Annotated in this window: 8 protein-coding genes and 1 pseudogene; 5 read left to right on the top strand and 4 right to left on the bottom strand. The window is 63.8% G+C overall.

The window, feature by feature from the left end:
• Positions 1-121: 121 nt before the first annotated feature.
• Positions 122-1402, bottom strand: coding sequence for a DEAD/DEAH box helicase (locus WGH93_RS03600; RefSeq protein WP_374763483.1), 1281 nt, complete (start codon positions 1400-1402; stop codon positions 122-124).
• Between the two features lie 319 nt (positions 1403-1721).
• Between WGH93_RS03600 and WGH93_RS03605 the strand changes: the two genes are divergently transcribed.
• The gene (locus WGH93_RS03605) at positions 1722-2750 is read left to right on the top strand and encodes a LacI family DNA-binding transcriptional regulator (protein WP_374763484.1); all 1029 of its coding nucleotides are present in this window, start codon (positions 1722-1724) and stop codon (positions 2748-2750) included.
• A gap of 55 nt (positions 2751-2805) precedes the next feature.
• On the opposite strand, the gene WGH93_RS03610 is transcribed toward WGH93_RS03605, so the two are convergent.
• Together WGH93_RS03610 and WGH93_RS03615 are read right to left on the bottom strand one after the other, a co-directional pair.
• Positions 2806-4497, bottom strand: a complete 1692-nt coding sequence (locus tag WGH93_RS03610; protein ID WP_374763485.1) for an alpha-glucosidase — start codon at positions 4495-4497, stop codon at positions 2806-2808.
• Positions 4498-4585: 88 nt separating this feature from the next.
• Positions 4586-6400 (bottom strand): alpha-amylase family glycosyl hydrolase, encoded by a 1815-nt coding sequence (locus WGH93_RS03615; RefSeq protein WP_374763498.1) that lies wholly within the window; start codon positions 6398-6400, stop codon positions 4586-4588.
• 691 nt (positions 6401-7091) lie between these two features.
• Here WGH93_RS03615 and WGH93_RS03620 point away from each other — a divergent pair.
• Positions 7092-9887 carry a TonB-dependent receptor gene (locus tag WGH93_RS03620; RefSeq protein ID WP_374763486.1) on the top strand — a complete coding sequence of 932 codons (2796 nt, stop codon included), beginning with the start codon at positions 7092-7094 and terminating at the stop codon, positions 9885-9887.
• Positions 9888-10014: 127 nt separating this feature from the next.
• A complete protein-coding gene (locus WGH93_RS03625; protein WP_374763487.1) occupies positions 10015-11505 on the top strand; it encodes a tryptophan halogenase family protein in 1491 nt (496 codons plus the stop codon).
• A gap of 424 nt (positions 11506-11929) precedes the next feature.
• Here WGH93_RS03625 and WGH93_RS03630 read toward each other — a convergent pair whose 3' ends face one another.
• The gene (locus tag WGH93_RS03630) at positions 11930-13441 is read right to left on the bottom strand and encodes a tryptophan halogenase family protein (protein ID WP_374763488.1); all 1512 of its coding nucleotides are present in this window, start codon (positions 13439-13441) and stop codon (positions 11930-11932) included.
• 230 nt (positions 13442-13671) lie between these two features.
• Between WGH93_RS03630 and WGH93_RS03635 the strand changes: the two genes are divergently transcribed.
• Both WGH93_RS03635 and WGH93_RS03640 read left to right on the top strand, forming a co-directional pair.
• Complete coding sequence (locus WGH93_RS03635; protein WP_374763489.1) at positions 13672-15726, top strand: glycoside hydrolase family 97 protein; 2055 nt, start codon at positions 13672-13674, stop codon at positions 15724-15726.
• Positions 15727-15790: 64 nt separating this feature from the next.
• Positions 15791-15941, top strand: a pseudogene (locus tag WGH93_RS03640) (sugar porter family MFS transporter); the annotation flags it as partial.

Genomic DNA, 15941 nt, shown 5'->3' on the forward strand with positions numbered 1-15941 from the left:
ACGGGATCAGGCGCAATTCAAGGGCATTGCCTGAGAAAAGACCGGGGAAATGGCATGAAAAAAGGGGGCGTCGCCGCCCCCTTTTCCGTATCCGGTTTTGTGCCTGTCGGTGTGCGTCGACCTAGGCCGCCGGACGCCGCCGCATGGGCCGCTCGCCCGTGTTTTGCATCGGCGGGCGATTGCCCCCCGTTTTGTTGCCGCGCGGTGGGCCGTTACGGCGACCACCGGGCTTGCCGCCCGCCTTTTTGCCGCCCGGTTTGCGCTGCGGCTCCGGCGGGGCATCGCCAATCACGGTGAGCTTGAGGCCGGTCAGGCGCTGAATGGCCGCCAGATAGCCGCGCTCCGACTTGTCACAGAAGGAGATGGCCGTGCCGCTGCGCCCGGCGCGGGCGGTGCGGCCAATGCGGTGCACATAGCTTTCCGCCTCGTTGGGCAGTTCAAAATTGATCACATGGGTCACGTCGTCCACGTCAATGCCGCGGGCGGCGATATCGGTGGCCACCAGAACCCGAAGCTGACCGTCCCGGAAGTTTTTCAGCGCGCGCTGACGGGCGTTCTGGGATTTGTTGCCATGGATGGCATCCGCCTTGATCCCCGCCTTGTGAATCTGGGTGGCCAGCCGGTCGGCGCGGTGCTTGGTGCGGGTGAAAACGATCACCCGTTCCAGCGCCGGATTTTCCAGAAGCTCGCCCAGAAGGCCGCGCTTGTCATCCGGCGTGACATGATGCACCTGCTGGGTGATCCGCTCGATCGGGGTGGTTTCGGCGGCCATTTCCACGCGCTTGGGATTGTTCAGAAGATCGCGGGACAGCGCCGCGATGCTATCCGGCATGGTGGCGGAAAACAGCAGGGACTGGCGCTTGGCGGGCAGGTGCGGGATGATCTTCTTCAGGTCCCGCATGAAGCCCATGTCCAGCATCCGGTCGGCTTCGTCCAGCACCAGCGTGTCCACCTCACCGAGGCGCACCTTGTCCTGGCCCATCAGGTCCAGCAGGCGACCGGGCGTGGCGATCAGCACGTCCACGCCCCGGCTCAGCGCCTTGACCTGGCCGCGCTGGTTCACGCCGCCGAAAATAACGGTGGTGCGCAGGCGCACATGCGTGGCCAGCGTGCGCACTTCCTCAGCGATCTGGCTGGCCAGTTCGCGGGTCGGCGCCAGAATCAGCGCCTTGGGGTGGTGCGGGCGCGCCTGGTCGCCGTTGATCAGGCGGTGAATAACGGGCAGGGCAAATGCGGCGGTCTTGCCGGTGCCGGTCTGGGCGATGCCCAGAACGTCGCGCCCTTCCAGCAGCGCCGGAATGGCAGCCGCCTGAATGGGCGTGGGGGTGGTGAAGGCGCGATCCGCAAGGGCACGCTCAAGGGGCTCGGCCAGGCCGAGTTGGTCGAAAGTCGAAATTGTCATGAAATGTCCTGTATACGCCAGCGCTGCCGCCGCATCACGCGGGGCATCGGTTTGCGCCTTGGCGCTTGTATCCGGTGCCGGGCGCGGCCAGAACGGGATGGATGAGAAAAATGGCCCGAGAACTCAGCCGGATTGCCCGGCCCTACGCGCTATCGCGAGACATGTAAGTGGTGTCGCTGCTTATGAGGCCAGGCCGCCCTGCTGTCAAGCTGTTTGTGGCCGGGCGGTGTCTGATGGCAACCGGACGCGCCGGGTGACAAAGGTTTTGCGAAGCGTGCAAATTTTTGCAAATGTCGGCGCAACACATGATCCGGGGGATATGATGGCGCGGAAAAAATTTCGGCTGGAGGATGTGGCCAAAAAGGCCGGGGTGTCGGTGGCCACCGTAAGCCGGGCGCTGAATGACAGCCCGCTGGTGAGCGCGCGCACCCGCGACCATATCCACGAGGTTCTGCGCCAGGCGGGCTTTTCCCGGCCCCGTCGGGCGGAAGTGGCCCGGCCCGTGCGCACCATTTCGGTGGTGGTGCCCCCGCCGCAGGGCCGGGATACGCGCATTTCCGATCCCTTCCTGCTGGACCTTCTGGGCGGTATCGCCGACGCGCTTCGGGAGCAGCAGTGCGACATGCTGTTGTCTCACATCATGCCGGACGGGCCGGAAGCGATCGAGACGCTGGTGGCGCCGGGCCGGTCGGACGGGCTGATCTTTGTTGGCCAGAGCAATATGCACGCGGTGCTGAACAGCATGGCCCGCAGGTCCGTGCGCGGCCAGTTGCCCTTCGTGGTGTGGGGGGCGGAACTGGATGATCAGGCCTATTGCACCATCGGCAGCGACAATTTCCGGGGCGGGGAGGTGGCCACCAGCCATCTGATCCGTCTGGGCCGCAAGCGCATTGCCTTTCTGGGCGACGTGGAAAGCTGGGAAGTGACGCTGCGCTATCGCGGCTACAAGGCGGCGCTGGAAAAGGCGGGCATGACGGTGGACCCGGCCCTGGTGCATCCGACCCAGTTCTTCGTGGATTCGGCCATGGAAACGGTGGAAGCGCTGCTGGCGCAGGGCGCCGTGCTGGACGGGATCGTGGCGGCTTCCGACCTGATCGCCATGGGGGCGCTGCGCTCGCTTGCCACCAATGGCGTTTCCGTGCCGCGGGATGTGAGCGTTGTGGGCTATGACGACACGCACACGTCCAGCTTCATCAGCCCCTCGCTGACCACCATCCGGCAGGATGTGGCGCTGGGGGGCCGTATGCTGGTGGCCAAGCTGATGCGCCGCATCCGTGGGGAGGATGTGCGCTCGGAAATGCTCGCCACCGAACTGATCGTGCGGGAAAGCTGCGGCGCGCTGGGGTGATGCCCCACCCCGGCCCGACTTGACCCAACCCGCCCCGCCCCGGCGGCTTGACGATCTATGATTTCCGGGCGATCAGGCCGCCATAGGCGGGCAGGGTGGCATGGCCGCCCGCTTCGATCCGGCCCTGAAGGCCGGTTTGCGTTTCCAGGGTCCATGTGCCATCGGGCAGGGGCACGGTGCAGGGTGCGCTATCCATGTTGAACAGGCACAGCAGGCTTTCCCCTTCCGCCCGACGCTCAAAGGCGACCACCGCGTCCGGCGCGGCGTTCATCGGTGTGTCCGCAAAGATGATATCGCCGTGCCGCAGGGCTTTCTGCCCGGCCCGGTAGCGCAGAAAACAGCGGGTAAAATTGAGCGTGGAGGCCGGGTCCGCTTCCTGCCGGTCGGCGGCGAGCGGCAGGTGCGCCGGGTCCATCGGCAGCCATGGCGTGGCGCTGGAAAAGCCGCCATGCGGTGCCTCGCCGGACCATGGAAAAGGGGTGCGGCACCCATCCCGGCCCAGGGTTTCCGGCCAATTGGCGATGGCTTCCGGGTCGGTCAGCCGTTCATAGGGCACATGGGCCTGTGGCAGGCCCAGTTCCTCCCCCTGATACAGAAAGGGTGTGCCCTTCAGGCTCAACACCAGCGCGATCAGCATGGCGGCGAAGTGCGGGTCGTCGGCGTTGGACCAGCGGGTCAGCGGGCGCGGCGCGTCATGGTTGCCAAAGGTCCAGGACGGCCAGCCGATCCGGGTCGCTGCTTCCCAGTCCTCCACCGCCTTGCGCACGATGGCGGGGCTGATACGGTCGCTTTCCAGAAACACGAAGCTGTAGGCGGTGTGCAGCTTGTCCGGGCCATCAGTGAAGCTGGCCACTTCTTCCACCGGGCTGTTGTCCCCGATTTCCGCCACGGAAAAGCGCGCGCCGTAACTGTCCAGCAAATCCCGCAAGCGCTGGATGAAGGCGAAATTGTCATCCTGCGAGCGGTTGTGCACATGGAGCTGGAAATCGCAGGAACGGGTGGCGCCCTGTGGTGCCGGATGGGGCGGGTTGTCCGTCAGTGCCGGGTCATGCATGTAGAAATTGGTGGCATCCAGCCGGAAGCCGTCCACACCCCGATCCAGCCAGAAACGGGCGGTGGCGAGCAGGGCTTCCTGCACATCCGGGTTGCGCACGTTCAGGTCCGGCTGACGGCTCAGGAAGTTGTGCAGATAATACTGTTTGCGCCGGGCATCCCATGTCCAGGCCGGGCCGCCGAACAGGGACTGCCAGTTATTGGGCGGGCTGCCATCGGGCCGGGGGTCCGCCCACACATACCAGTCCGCCCGTCGATTGGTGCGGCTGGTGCGGCTTTCCTGAAACCAGGGATGGGCGATGGAACTGTGGGAATAGACCTGATCGATCACCACCTTCAGGCCCAGTTCGTGGGCCTTTTCCAGAATCCGGTCGAAATCGTCCAGCGTGCCGAAAATCGGGTCCACATCGGTGAAATCGGAAATGTCATAGCCGAAATCGGCCATGGGGGAGCGGAAGAAAGGCGACAGCCAGACCGCATCCACGCCAAGCGCCGCCACATAGTCCAGCCGCGCCAGAATGCCCTGAAGGTCGCCAATGCCGTCGCCATTGCTGTCCATGAAGCTGCGGGGATAGATCTGATAGACCACGCCGCCGCGCCACCAGGCATCGTCTGGCGTGGCGGATTTCGCCTGCCCCCTGTTTTGCGGCGGTGACGGGGTGGCCTGTGCCGTTCGGGAAAAGTGCTGGCTCATGGTGTGGGTCCTGCTGTCGTGGTTTCTTGTCTGTGGTTTCTTGTCTGGGGCTTCTTTTTTGTGGCGCGGGTGGCTTCGCCCGGTGCGCTTATGGCTGGCGGCGGTACAGGGCGAAACTTAAAGCGGGAACCTGAACCGTCACGCCGTCCCCGGTGGCGGTCATGGTGCCGTCACCCCCCAGCTTTGCCAGCGCGGCGGCGCTTGTGGCCACGGTGGTGCTTCGGGCGCTTCGGGCGGTGTTGACGGCGAACAATACGCTTTCGCCGCTGTCGCTGTCCCGTCGGGCCAGAACGAACAGGCCCGGCCCCTTGCGGGTGGCGTAAAGCGGGGTCTGCACGCCCCGGCGCAGGGCGGGGTGGGCCTTGTAAAGGCCACTGAAGGCGCGAATGGCCGCATAGAGCGGGTGGCTGGTGTCGAAATTCTCGCTGGCGGGGGTTGCGTCCGTGCCGATCTGCCGGTTGTCGCGGTAGCTGGCCACCTGGCTCGGCATCATGTCTTCCCGCGCGTCCTGATCGTTGCCGTCGCCGGTGAAGCCCTGTTCGTCGCCATAATAGATCACGGGAACGCCCCGCGCGAAGAAAAGAAAGGCATGGGCGGTTTTCAGGGCGTTCAGGCGCTCTTCATCGGTCATGAAGCGGTCGGATTGCCGGATGAAGCGACCGATGCGGCCCATATCGTGATTGCCAAGAAAGACGGGCAGGCGGTTCGCCCGCGCCGGCCCGCCATAAAGCGCATCCGCCGCGAACAGGGTGGCCAGCTTGTGGGTGGGGGCGCCGTCCGCGAACACGGCCTGCGCCGCGCTCTGGAACGGGAAATCCAGAACCTGCGGCAGGCCCGCTTCCCGCACATGGCGGGACAGGACGACGGGGTCCGGCTCATACACTTCCCCGAAGATATAGAAATCGGGGATGCCCTCTTGTCGGGCGTGCTTGCGAATGGCGGGGATGAAGGCGCGCCAGAACGCATCGCCCACATGCTTCACCGTGTCGATGCGGAAGCCGTCAATGCCCACTTCGCTGATCCAGAATTTGTGAATGTCGATCATGCCGCGAAGCACGCGGGGATGCTCGGTGAACAGGTCGTCCAGCCCGGCGAAATCGCCGAATAGTGCGCTTTCGCCTTCCCAGTGGCTGTCGCCGCGATTGTGATAATAGATCGGATCATTGAGCCAGTCGGGCACTTTGACGGACTTTTCCGAAGCGGGCACATAGGGCGTGTAGGCATAGGCCGGATCGATGAGCCGGGCGAAATTTTCTGCCGTCTGATGGGGCGGGGCGTCTCCCCTGAAGCCCCGGTTGATGGCGGGGCCGTCCGGCAGGCCGCGCGTGGTATAGGGGTGGCTTTCGCGGTTCAGATAGGGGCAGTCGGGAATCCGTGCGGCAGAAGACCGGGCGGCTTCCGGCAGGCATTGCCGATATTTGATTACGTCCGCCGTATGATTGGTGATGATGTCGAAGAATACCTTCATGCCGCGGGCATGGGCGGCATCCACCAGGGCCTTCAGGTCCGCATTGGTGCCCAGATGCGGGTCGATGCGGGTGAAATCGGTCACCCAATAGCCGTGATATCCGGCGCTGGCCTGGGCGCCGATGCCCTGAACCGGCTTGTTCTTGAAAATGGGTGTCATCCAGATGGCGGTGATGCCCAGGTCCTGTAAATAATCCAGCCGCCCCATCAGCCCTTTCAGGTCGCCGCCATGGAAGAATCCCTTGTGGGCGGGGTCGAACCCGTGGCGCAACCGGTCACCGTCCAGCCCGCCCCGGTCATTGGCGGAGCTGCCATTGTCGAACCGGTCGGGCATGACGAAATAGATCACATCGTCGGTGATGGGGCGCTGGCGCCAGGGCATATCCGCCGTTGCGGGCGCCGCGGCCGATTCAGCCCGCGCGGCGCCGGACAGCATCGGGCCGGGGGCGTCGGCAAGGCCGGCCACCAGTGCAAGCGCCGCCGCGCCCGCGCACCGGGCGAACCATGCGGCGGACCCTTTTCCGCCCACATATTGACGACGGCGTTCCCCGTTGCCCCGCAGGGTCGTGAATGTGCGCGCGTTGGCCGCCATGGCTCCTGCCCCCTTTGGTCACGCTGTCCGCCCGTTTGGCGGACGTCAGCCGTGCGATCCGGCTCTTCCGTTGGGAGTCGAGTATTGCAAAAAAATGCAAAATTAAAAGGGGTAATCCAAAAAATTTTGGAAAAAAGCTTCTGGCGATCCGAGGCTGCAATACATGCATTATCTATAAAAATGACTTAATATCATATATTTATACTATTAACAGGGTGCATGTGGCGTGACGTGTTTTGCGGTGCAATAATGAAAAAAATGTGAAAAATTCCTTGATTTTTGCAAAATGCGGTTTCAGTGTCGGGACTGCGCCAGGGGAGGGCGGATGGTCGGTCAAGCCATTCGCGGCCTGTTGGGCCGGTGTTGCCGGGGGAAGGCGGCATGGGGCGCCACGGGGCTCCTCCCTTATTGAAAGAAAAGCATTCCGGCCAATCAGGGGAGGCGGGTTTGCGGCACTGCCCCACGGCCAAAGCGTCGGCACAGGCGCGCGGACGGGATCACGGGGCGGCCATTTGAGGGAATCGGGAGGAATACCATGTTATTTGAACCGGGCGGCATGTCCGCCAGAACACGTTTGAAAATTTTTGCATCCGCCTCTGTGATCGCGTTGGCCACCGCGCCGGCCATGGCGCAGGATCAGGGCGGGGTGGACCCGGTGGAGGAAGCGGATCAGCGCGACCCCTCCCTTGAGCTTCAGGAAGTGGTGGTGACCGGCTTCCGCAGCTCCATCAAGACCGCCATTGCCAAGAAGCGCAACGCCCAGGGCATTGTGGAAGCCCTGTCGGCGGAGGATATCGGCAAGCTGCCGGATGTTTCCATCGCGGAAAGCCTCGCCCGGCTACCGGGCCTGACGGCGCAAAGGCTGGAAGGCCGCGCGCAGGTGATTTCCATTCGCGGCCTGTCGCCGGACTTTTCCACCGCCCTGCTGAACGGGCGGGAACAGGTGTCCGTGGGCGATAACCGGGGCGTGGAATTCGACCAGTATCCGTCAGAGCTGATCAATGGCGCGCTGGTCCATAAAACGCCCTATGCCGGGCTGATCGGGCAGGGGCTTGCCGGTACGGTCAATTTGCAGACCATCCGGCCACTGGAATCGGGGGAGCGCATCGTGGCGGTGAATGCCCGCTATGAATTCAACGAGGAAGCGGCGCTGAACCCCGACAGCCCGCGTGATGGTTTCCGTGGCAGTGTCACCTATGTGGACCAGTTCGCGGACGATACGGTGGGCGTGGCGCTTGGCGCCGCCATCCAAAGCACCCCCACCCAGAACGAGCAATTCAATGCCTGGGGCTTCCCGGCGCTGGATGACAATGCGCTGGTGATCGGCGGGTCCAAGCCCTTTGTACAGAGCAACGATCTGGACCGTGTGGGCCTGATGGGCACGCTGGAATACGACCCGCGCAGCAATTTCCGCACCACGCTGGACCTGTATTATTCCGATTTTCAGGAAACCCAGGTCAAGCGGGGCATCGAGCTGCCGCTGTTCTGGTCCGCCGCCCAGTTGCAGCCCGGCTTCACCGTGGATGACGGCCTGGTGACGGAAGGTACCTTTTCCGGCGTGAAGGGCGTGATGCGCAATGATTTGGACAAGCGCGACGCCGAACTGTTCGCCGGTGGCTGGAATATCGAATATGACATCGCCGACGACATCATGGTTACGGCGGACATCAGCTACAGCCGTGCCGAGCGCAACGACCTGCTGCTGGAAAGCTATGCCGGGACCGGCCCGGCGGGCGAGGGCGCCACGGACGATCTGGGCTTTTCCATTCCCGATAATGGCGTGATCCAGTTCGATCCGTCGCTGGATTACACCGATACCAGCCTGTTCCGCCTGACCGACCCGCAGGGGTGGGGTGCGGGCTCCCGCCCCGGCGATCCGCTGACACAGGCCGGTTTCCTGAACCAGCCGGAGGTGGACGACGAACTGACCCACCTGAAATTCATGGTGGACAAACGCTTTGAAAGCGGCTTCCTCGCCAATCTTCAGGTGGGTGTGGACCTGAGCCGCCGCGACAAGTCCAAGATCGCCGACGAGCGCTTTCTGACCCTGGGCGGCGCCACCAGCGCGGAAATCCCGGAATCCGCTCTGCTGGATGAAACGGTCTCGCTGGATTTCATCGGCATTCCGGGGCAGGTCACCTATGATCCGCTGGCGCTGGTGGAAAGCGGCGTTTACACGCAGGTGGTGGATGACCGGCCCTTTGTGGTCACCCGGAACTGGGATGTGCGCGAGGACGTGATACAAAGCTGGATCAAGGCGGACCTGGACGGCGCCATCGGCGGCATGGCCGTGACCGGTAATGCCGGGGTGCAGGTGGTCTATACGGATCAGGAATCCAGCGGTTTCACCATTCAGGGCGGCAGTGACGGCAGCGGCGGCACGGTGGTGGATATCACCGACGGCGACGATTACTGGCGCGTCCTGCCATCTCTGAACCTGAACTTTCAGGTGGCGGATAATACCCGCGTCCGGCTCGGCGCGGCGCGGACCCTGACCCGCCCCCGGATGGATCAGCTATCCGCCAGCCAGGACCTGAGCGTCAATTTCGCCCAGCTCACCAGTACGGACCCGAACCAGTCCTTCTTCTCGTCCAGCGGCGGCAATGCACGGCTACGGCCCTATATGTCCAACAGCGTGGACCTGTCGCTGGAACACTATTTCGCCGACGGGGCGGGGATCGTGTCCTTCGCGCTGTTCTACAAGGACCTGGAAGATTATATCGACCCCAATTCCAGCTTCGTCTTTGATTTCGAGAGCTTTCAGGACTTTTTCCTGACCCTCGATCAGCAGGCGGTGCTGGGCACCACGCAGGGCATTGTTTCCGGCCCGCGCAACACCGGCAATGGCGAGATCGGCGGCTTTGAATTTTCCGCCAATCTGCCCGCCGATGTGATCGCCCCGGCACTGGAAGGCTTCGGCGCCCTGACCAGCGTGTCCTATACGGACAGCTCCATTCGCCTGAACCCGGAGGGGGCGAAGATCACCGTTCCGGGCCTGTCCGAATGGGTGGTCAATTCCACGCTCTATTTTGAGAAGGGCGGGTTCGAGGCCCGGATCAGCGAACGCTATCGCAGCAATTTCCTCGGCGAGGTATCCGGCCTCAGCGCCACCCGCATTCTGCGCACGGTCAGGGGCGAGTTCCTGATGGATGCCCAGATTTCCTATGAATTTCAGGCCGGTTCCAGCCTTGAGGGGCTGACCGTGACCTTGCAGGGGAATAACCTGACCGACGAACCCTTTGTGACCATCGACAATGAAGATATCCGGCAGGTGATCGATCATCAGCGCTTTGGCCGCACCTATCTGCTGGGTGTGAACTACAAGTTCTGATGCCTCCCCAAAGGGCACAGTGCAAAGGGGCTCGCCGCTGTGGCGGGCCTCTTCTGCTTTGCGCCATGTGCGATGGGCTGGCACTGTCGGCCAATAGGCCGGGCCGGGTGATACAGGGAGACGGGCAATGACGCATGAACCGGTGGAACGGGTGGTGATCGTGGGCGGCGGCACGGCGGGCTGGATGGCGGCAGCGGTGCTTGCCAGGGCCTTTTCCGGTCGGCTCACTATTACGCTGGTGGAATCGGATGCCATCGGCACGGTGGGTGTGGGGGAGGCCACTATTCCGCAAATTCGCCTGCTCAACCAGTATCTTGGCATAGATGAAGATGACTTTATCCGCGCCACCGGCGCCACCTTCAAGCTGGGCATTGAATTCGTCGGCTGGGCGCGCCGCGGGGACCGCTATCACCATGCCTTTGGTGATGTGGGCCTGCCACTGGGCGGGGCGCCTTTTCAACATGCATGGGCCCGCGCCCGCGCCGAGGGGTTGGCGGACGATCTCTGGGCCTATTCCCTGAACGCACAGGCCGCGGATCAAAACCGCTTTCAGCGCATGGACACCACGCCCGATGGCCGCTTGCAGGGGCTGCGCCACGCCTTTCATTTTGATGCCGGGCTGTATGGTCAGGCGCTGCGCCGCTATGGCGAGGCCAAGGGCGTGACCCGGCTGGAAGGCCGGATCACGCAGGCGCCGCTGGACGGCGAGACCGGCCATGTGCAGTCGGTGGTGCTGGACGATGGCCGCACCGTGCCGGGTGATCTTTTCATCGACTGTTCCGGCTTTCGCGGCCTGCTGATCGAAGGCGCGCTGAAAACCGGCTATGAGGACTGGCGGCACTGGCTGCCCTGTGACCGGGCCATTGCGGTGCCCAGCGAAGGCGGCCCCATGCGGCCCTTTACCCAGTCCATCGCCCATGAGGCGGGTTGGCAGTGGCGCATTCCGCTGCAACACCGCACCGGCAACGGCCACGTGTTTTGCAGCGACCATATAAGCAGCGACGAGGCCACGGCGCGCCTGCTGGACGGGCTGGAGGGCGCGCCACTGGCGGAGCCCGCCGAGCTGCGTTTCACCACCGGGATGCGCAGGCAGGTGTGGCGCCGCAATGTGGTGGCGCTGGGCCTTGCCAGCGGTTTCATGGAGCCCCTGGAAAGCACCAGCATCCATCTTGTGCAAAGCGGCATCAGCCGCCTGGTGCAGATGTTCCCCGGCAAGGCCATGCCCGCCCGCCTGCGCGACCTGTATAACCGCGAAACCCGTTTCGAGTTCGAGGCCATCCGCGACTTCCTTATCCTGCACTATCACGCCAATGAAAAGGCCGAGCCTTTCTGGCGCGCCTGCGCGGCCATGGATGTGCCCGACACGCTTCTGGAAAAGATCGACATTTTCCGCCAGACCGGCCAGATCCACCGGCGCGGGGAGGAACTGTTCACCGATGTGGGCTGGTTGCAGGTGCTGGTGGGGCAGCACATCCTGCCAAAGGCATGGTCGCCTTTGGTGGACGCTGTGGACAGTGCGCGACTGAAGACCTTTCTGGATCGCATCCGGCAGACCGTTACCGCCACGGTGGACCGGCTGCCGGACCACGCCGAGACGGTGAGCCGGATTAGGGTTTAATTTTTTTGCCGCTCACGCCTTGGCCGCTGGCGCGGCCCGGCTTTGTTTCCGCTCACGCCTGAGCGCTGCGCGCTGCGGCTCCGCTTGGGCGCCGCACTGGCGGCGGGGCGCGGTCGCGCCCTCCGCTCATCCCGCGCAGTGGCGGGATGGCGGTAGAGGCTCCTTTCCGCTCACGCAAGCGTGCTGCTCACGCGCTCCGCGAGGGCGCCGCACTGGCGGCGGGCCACGGTCGTGGCCTCCGCTCATCCCGCGCAATGGCGGGATGGCGGTAGAGGCTCCTTTCCGCTCACGCAAGCGCGCTGCGGCTCCGCTTGGGCGCCGCACTGGCGGCGGGGCGCGGTCGCGCCCTCCGCTCATCCCGCGCAATGGCGGGATGGCGGTAGAGGCGGCGCCGGTGCGGGGTTGACCCGGTTTGGGGCCTTTATCAGGCGGCGGGGGTGTTTGTCAGGCGGGTCAGGGTGTCTTCGTGGGGTGGCATGGCGTGGGCGGCGGCGTCTATGGTGCGGACCAGTCCGGCCAGGGTGTTCCGTCCGTCCTTTCCGCGCAAGTCCGCCAACGGGTCGTGGGTTCGGGGCATCACATTCTGCCCGATCAGCACCGCCAGCCAGCTTGGGTTCTGGAACAGTTCCAGATCGTGCGCCACGATCCGGCCAGAAGCGCGGAAATGATGGATTTTGTAGGCGAGATCATCGGGAATGGTCATGTTCGCGCACATACGCCAGAAGGCGCTGTCATCCCGTCGGGTGGCCGTGTAGTGCAGGATCAGGAAGTCCCGCGTGCGTTCATATTCCAGGGCGGTCAGGCGGTTGAATTCCTGCGCCAGAAGGGGGTCGAAATCGTGCCGGGGCCAGAGCGCCAGAAGCCGGTTGATGGATGACTGGATCAGGTGAAGACTGGTGCTTTCCAGCGGTTCCATGAATCCGGCGGCAAGCCCGATGGCGACCACGTTCCGGTTCCAGAACGCCTTGCGCCGCCCCGTGGTGAAGGCCAGCGGGCGCGGCTCGGCCAGGGGGGCGCCATCCAGATTGGCCAGCAGGGTTTCCGTTGCTTCGTCCGCGCTCATATGATCGCTGCAATAGACCATGCCGTTGCCGATACGGTGTTGCAGCGGAATGCGCCACTGCCAGCCCGCCCGGCGCGCGGTGGCGCGGGTATAGGGGTCGGCGGGGCCGGGCTTTTCGCAGGGCACGGCCACCGCCCGGTCACAGGGCAGCCAGTGCCGCCAGTCCTCATAACCGGTTTTCAGGGTGCCTTCGATCAGCAGGCCGCGAAAGCCGGAACAGTCGATGAAAAGGTCGGCGGCAAGCCGTGTCCCGTCCGCCAGTGTCACGGCGTTCACAAAGCCCGTTTCGCCGTTCTGGCCCACGTCCACCACGCGGCCTTCATGGCGTGTGACACCCCTGGCCTCGGCATAGCGGCGCAGGGCCGCGGCATACAGCGTGGCATCGAAATGATAGGCATGGTCATGGGTGCTCTGCACCTTGCGGCGGTCGCTTTCCCGTGGGGCGAAGCGGCCAAGGCGCGCCATGACAGCCGCCATGGAACAGGCATCCAGCGGTGTTTCATCCCCCGCCGCGCGGGCTTGAAGCCAGTATTGGTGCAGGGGCACCGCGTCAAAGTCCGCCCCGTATTGTCCGAAGGGGTGAAAATAACGCTCCCCCAGGCCGCCCCAGTCCGCGAATTCTATGCCCAGCTTGAACGTGCCCTGGGTGGCCTTGAGAAAGGCGGCCTCGGAAATGCCGAGCATCTGATTGAACAGCTTGATCGGGGGAATGGTGGCCTCCCCCACGCCCACCGTGCCGATGGCATCGGATTCCACGACCGTGATATCGGCCCGCCCCGCCGTGCCCTGCGCCAGTGCCGCCGCCGTCATCCAGCCAGCGGAACCGCCGCCCACAATCAGCACCCGGCGCACCGGCTCCCGGTGGTTTTCCATCAGCCCCTCCCTGTTTGCAAGAATGGTAATTTTTTGCAAATGGGGATGTCAAGTCCGCACCGGTGAGACTGCCCTTAAAGTATGTAATTAAAGAATTTACGGCGCCCATAGGAGTTGCAAAATATGTTGCAAAATACAATTTTATTTCATAACCGTTGCAAAACCGGGTCGGGGCGGCCATGCTCCCGACCATAGGGAAATCGCACCATGCGCGAGGGGGAGACTGGCTTATGTCCACACCGTTTCTGAAATTCATGCTGCCCGGCTTTCTGGCCCTGTTACTGGTTGCCTGTGGCGGCCGGGCGGAAACGGCGCGCACTGTCACGTCGCCCGATGGCAGGCTTGCCTTCCATCTGGAAAGTGGGGAGGGCGCCTTGACCTATCGCGTCACCCGTGGCGACGAGGTGATCGTGCGGCCATCGCGGCTTGGCTTCCGGTTTCGCCAGGCGGCCCCGCTTGGGGATCATATGACCCTGGTGGATACCACCATCACCCGCCGCGACCGGCAGTGGGAGCAGCCCTGGGGCGAAAAACGCATGGTGCGGGATCATCATGTGGAGGCGCGCTTTACCCTGCGGGAAACAGCCGCGCCGGGGCGCACCCTTGTGGTGGTCGCGCGCCTGTTCAATGACGGCCTCGGCTTTCGCTATGAACTGCCCGCCGGGGCCGATGCGGACGATCTTGTGGTCACCGATGAACGCACCGCCTTCAACCTGCCCATGGATGCCACGAGCTGGTGGATTCCGGCGCGGGAATGGAACCGCTATGAATATATCTATGAGGAAACCCCCCTTGCCGCGGTGGAAGAAGCGCACACCCCGATCACCCTGAAGACCGCCGCGGGAACCCATGTGTCGGTTCATGAAGCCGCGCTGGTGGACTATGCGGGCATAACCCTGAAACGTGCCGGGGACGGGTTCGAGGCCGATCTGGCGCCCTGGCCCAATGGCGACAAGGTGCGCACGTCCGGGGGGTTCACCACGCCGTGGCGCACTTTCCAGATCGCGGACGACGCCACGGGGCTGATGGCCTCCGACCTGATCCTGAACCTGAATGAGCCCAACAGGCTGGGCGACGTGGACTGGGTGGAGCCCGGCAAATATGTGGGCATCTGGTGGGCCATGCACATTCGCAAGGCCACCTGGGGCCGCGACGGCAATCACGGGGCCACCACGGAAAACACCATGCGCTATATGGATTTCGCCGCCGAGCATGGCTTTGACGGCGTTCTGGTGGAAGGCTGGAACAAGGGCTGGGACGGGGACTGGTACAGCCATGGCGAGCTGTTCGATTTCACCACGCCCTATCCCGATTTTGATCTGTCGGCGGTGGCTGAATACGGGCGGAAAAAGGGTGTGCGCCTGATCGGCCACCATGAAACCAGCGGTCATATCACCAATTATGAAGACCAGATGGATGCCGCTTTCAGGCTTCTGGCCGAGCACGGCGTGCGACAGGTGAAAACCGGCTATGTGGCCGATGCGGGCGAGGCGATCCGGGTTCTGCCGGACGGCAGCCGGGAAAAGCATTTCCATGACGGCCAGTACATGGTGAACCATTATCAGCGCGTGCTGGAAGTGGCGGCGAAATATAACATCGCCATCAACACCCATGAGCCGGTCAAGGCCACGGGGCTCCGGCGCACCTATCCCAACTGGATTTCCCGCGAGGGCGCGCGCGGGCAGGAATACAATGCCTGGGGCGACCCCACCAATCCGCCGTCCCACACGGCGACGCTGCCCTTTACCCGGATGCTTGGCGGGCCGATGGATTTCACCCCCGGCATTTTCGATCTTCTGTTCAAGGATGAAATGCCCGACCACCGGGTGAAAACCACGCTGGCCAAGCAATTGGCGCTCTATGTGGTGCTGTACAGCCCGATCCAGATGGCGGCCGACCTGCCGGAAAATTATGAAGCCCGGCCCGAGGCTTTCCAGTTCATCAAGGACGTGCCCACGGACTGGGAAGACAGCATACCGCTGGAAGGGGTCGTGGGCGATCATGTCACCGTGGCTCGCAAAGCGCGCGGCGGGGATGACTGGTTCCTGGGCAGCCTGACGGCGGACAAGGCCCGCACCATGACGGTGGCGCTCGATTTCCTGGACGGCGACCGCGCCTATGAGGCCCGGATATACCGGGACAGCGATGATGCACACTGGCGCACCAATCCCTATGGCTTCACGCGGGAGATGCGCACTGTCACAAAAGATGACAGCCTGTCCCTGCCGGTGGCGCCGGGTGGTGGTTTGGCCATCCGGTTCCGCGCCCTGCCACAGGACGATTGAGGCCCGCCGGGGCGCGCGGGTACCCGTGGCGGCGGCATTGTAACATTCTTCGGGGGAGGGGATCATGACACAGGAACAGGCGGATACATCATCCACGGCCACACCGCGGCCCAATGCGGTTGTTATATTGAGCACCATCGTTGCGGCGCTGGGCGGTTTTTTGTTCGGCTTTGACACTGCGGTGATTTCGGGCACCACGGGGGCGCTTGAGAGCG

Origin of the sequence: Yunchengibacter salinarum (assembly GCF_037658235.1) — a bacterium.
GTDB lineage: Bacteria > Pseudomonadota > Alphaproteobacteria > Sphingomonadales > Kordiimonadaceae > Yunchengibacter > Yunchengibacter salinarum.

What these genes read in the sequence shown, in the direction of transcription:
- WGH93_RS03625 (WP_374763487.1), top strand. Translation starts at nt 10,015, where the DNA reads ATGACGCATGAACCGGTGGAACGGGTGGTGATCGTGGGCGGCGGCACG.
- WGH93_RS03615 (WP_374763498.1), bottom strand. Translation starts at nt 6,400, where the DNA reads ATGCTGTCCGGCGCCGCGCGGGCTGAATCGGCCGCGGCGCCCGCAACG.
- WGH93_RS03620 (WP_374763486.1), top strand. Translation starts at nt 7,092, where the DNA reads ATGTTATTTGAACCGGGCGGCATGTCCGCCAGAACACGTTTGAAAATT.
- WGH93_RS03610 (WP_374763485.1), bottom strand. Translation starts at nt 4,497, where the DNA reads ATGAGCCAGCACTTTTCCCGAACGGCACAGGCCACCCCGTCACCGCCG.
- WGH93_RS03635 (WP_374763489.1), top strand. Translation starts at nt 13,672, where the DNA reads ATGTCCACACCGTTTCTGAAATTCATGCTGCCCGGCTTTCTGGCCCTG.
- WGH93_RS03630 (WP_374763488.1), bottom strand. Translation starts at nt 13,441, where the DNA reads ATGGAAAACCACCGGGAGCCGGTGCGCCGGGTGCTGATTGTGGGCGGC.
- WGH93_RS03605 (WP_374763484.1), top strand. Translation starts at nt 1,722, where the DNA reads ATGATGGCGCGGAAAAAATTTCGGCTGGAGGATGTGGCCAAAAAGGCC.
- WGH93_RS03600 (WP_374763483.1), bottom strand. Translation starts at nt 1,402, where the DNA reads ATGACAATTTCGACTTTCGACCAACTCGGCCTGGCCGAGCCCCTTGAG.